This window comes from Geminicoccus flavidas (assembly GCF_009806515.1).
GTDB classification, from domain to species: domain Bacteria; phylum Pseudomonadota; class Alphaproteobacteria; order Geminicoccales; family Geminicoccaceae; genus Geminicoccus; species Geminicoccus flavidus.
Genome location: NZ_WUJP01000027.1, coordinates 1 through 2780 on the forward strand (window position 1 = coordinate 1; position 2780 = coordinate 2780).

Sequence of the window (2780 nt, forward strand, 5' to 3'; positions counted from 1 at the left end):
CATCCAGGCCGAGGGTCGGCAGCATCGGCAGGATCACCAGTGCCGCCCAGCCGAGCGCGATCTTGCCGTAGTGGTGGTGCCACAGATCCGGGACCAGCAGCGGCATCAGGGCGATCGACAGGAGCAATCCCGCGAACGGCACTGCCCACCAGCCCGCCAGCTCCGCCCCCACGAAGCCGTGCCCGCCCGCATCTGCCGCGAGCGCCGGGCTGCCGGAACCGACGAGGGCGAGGAAGGCTAGGAGCGGCAGGGCGATGATCGGGCGACAGGCAGGGAGCGGACGAGACGGCATGCCGGTTCCAGCTTGGGTGAGCCGCATCGTCGCGGCGGGGCGGTGCTACAACACGGTTCCCGGAATGACCAAGAGCGGCCAGAGGATGACGAAGCGGTGCCACGACCCCATATGCCACTACGATGCAGCCGGACGACGCCCGCACGCCGCTTCGAACAAAGCCGACTTGCAGAGGCTGCAGGGCGATTGTCCTCAGCCGGCAACGGAGGGTATGGTTCGGACGGACCGGAGCACCTCGGGTCTCCTCGGACCCCGAGCAGGTGGCATCGAACCTGAGGCGTGGGACTGTGAGACGACCATCGCGATGAGCGACAGAGACCAGGATCGGGGCATCATCGAGCGTGGCGGGGTGGCGACCAAGACCCACACCCGCACCGAGAAGCCGTCCCTCTACAAGGTGCTGCTCCTCAACGACGACTACACACCGATGGAGTTTGTCGTGCACGTGCTGGAGCGCTTCTTCCGCAAGAGCGAGGAAGAGGCGGTGCAGATCATGCTGCACGTCCACCAGAAGGGCGTCGGCGTCTGCGGCGTCTACACGTTCGAAGTGGCGGAGACGAAGGTGATGCAGGTCATCGACTTCGCCCGGCAGAACCAGCATCCTCTCCAGTGCACGATGGAAAAGGAATGATGAGCGTCATGGCGATCGGCGTCCGGTCGATCGGCCAGATCCCGGCCATCCGGCCGGCGACCCGAGGGGTCATGGCAAGGGCAGGCGGCCCCTCAGCCCTTCTTGCCGTCCGCCCACCCCAGCAAGGCGAGTGACCCGAACATGCTGTCGCGCAATCTCGAAAAGTCGCTGAGGCGGGCACTGGCTCTGGCCAATGCCAAGCAGCACGAATATGCCACGCTCGAGCACCTGCTCATGGCGCTCACCGAGGACCCGGACGCGATGGCGGTCATGAAGGCCTGCGCCGTCGACCTCGACCGCCTGCGCCTCGTGCTCAGCCAGTATCTCGAGCATGAGATGAGCGGGCTGATCGTGGAAGCCGGCGTCGACGCCAAGCCCACGGCCGGCCTGCAGCGTGTGATCCAGCGCGCGGCCATCCACGTCCAGTCGTCCGGCCGCCACGAGGTAACCGGAGCCAACGTCCTGGTGGCGCTGTTCTCCGAGCGGGAATGCCACGCCGTGTTCTTCCTGCAGGAGCAGAACTGCTCGCGGCTGGACGCGGTCAACTACATCAGCCACGGTATCTCGAAGAAGCCCGGGATGTCCGAGGATCGTCGCCCGCGCGGTGCGGACGAACGGGATGAGGAGGGTGCTCCGACGGCACAGAAGAAGGACGAAAAGGACGCGCTGTCCCAGTACTGCGTCCACCTGAACAAGAAGGCAGCCGAGGGCAAGATCGACATCTTGATCGGCCGCGACAACGAGATCGAGCGCACGATTCAGATCTTGTGCCGGCGCTCGAAGAACAACCCGTTGTTCGTGGGCGACCCGGGCGTGGGCAAGACCGCCATCGCCGAAGGGCTGGCGCTCCGGATTGTTCAGGGCAACGTGCCGGAAATCCTGAAGAACTGCGTGATCTACTCGCTCGACATGGGCGCGCTGCTCGCCGGCACCCGCTACCGTGGCGATTTCGAGGAGCGGCTCAAGAGCGTCATCAGCGAGCTCGAGAACGACAGCCGCGCGATCCTGTTCATCGACGAGATCCACACCGTGATCGGTGCGGGCGCCACCTCCGGCGGCTCGCTGGATGCGTCCAACCTGCTCAAGCCGGCCCTAGCTTCGGGTGGGCTGCGCTGCATCGGCAGCACGACCTACAAGGAGTTCCGCAACTATTTCGAGAAGGACCGGGCGCTGGTCCGGCGCTTCCAGAAGATCGACATTCCGGAGCCCACCGAGGACGAGAGCGTCAAGATCCTCCATGGGCTGAAGCCGAGCTTCGAGGAACACCACCAGGTCAAGTACACCAACAATGCGCTCAAAGCCGCGGTCAAGCTGGCGGTGCGCTACATCCATGACCGCAAGCTGCCGGACAAGGCGATCGACATCATCGACGAGGTCGGCGCGGCGCAGATGATCAAGCCGGAAGGTCAGCGCAAGAAGACCATCGGTGCCAAGGAGGTCGAGGAGATCGTCGCCCGGATCGCGCGGGTGCCGATCAAGGCGGTCTCGGCTCGCGATAAGGAATCGCTGAAGCACCTGGACGCCGACCTGAAGGGCGCGGTCTATGGCCAGGACAGCGCGATCATGGCCCTGTCCTCGGCGATCAAGCTGTCCAGGGCCGGCCTGCGCGATCCGCAGAAGCCGATCGGCTGCTACCTGTTCAGCGGCCCCACGGGCGTGGGCAAGACCGAGGCGGCCCGTCAGCTCGCCAAGACCATGGGCATCGAGCTGATCCGCTTCGACATGTCCGAGTACATGGAGCGCCACGCGGTCAGCCGGCTGATCGGCGCCCCTCCGGGCTATGTCGGCTTCGACCAGGGCGGCCTGCTCACCGACAGCATCGACCAGCACCCGCACGCCGTCCTCCTGCTGGACGAG

The 2780-nt window shown here is 65.6% G+C and carries 3 protein-coding genes; 2 read left to right on the forward strand and 1 reads right to left on the reverse strand.

Annotated elements, in window-relative coordinates:
• The coding region (locus EQG76_RS00605) for a sodium:proton antiporter (RefSeq protein WP_235031137.1) at positions 1-292 on the reverse strand (292 nt) is incomplete at its 3' end.
• Positions 293-596: 304 nt separating this feature from the next.
• Here EQG76_RS00605 and clpS point away from each other — a divergent pair.
• Positions 597-923: an ATP-dependent Clp protease adapter ClpS gene (gene clpS, locus EQG76_RS00610; RefSeq protein WP_159709660.1), complete on the forward strand. Its 327-nt coding sequence runs from the start codon at positions 597-599 to the stop codon at positions 921-923.
• A 141-nt stretch (positions 924-1064) separates the two neighbouring features.
• The coding region (locus EQG76_RS00615; protein WP_159709662.1) for an AAA family ATPase at positions 1065-2780 on the forward strand (1716 nt) is incomplete at its 3' end.

Bases quoted from the DNA above. Each gene is read 5' to 3' on its own strand.
- clpS (WP_159709660.1), top strand. From the start codon at position 597: ATGAGCGACAGAGACCAGGATCGGGGCATCATCGAGCGTGGCGGGGTG.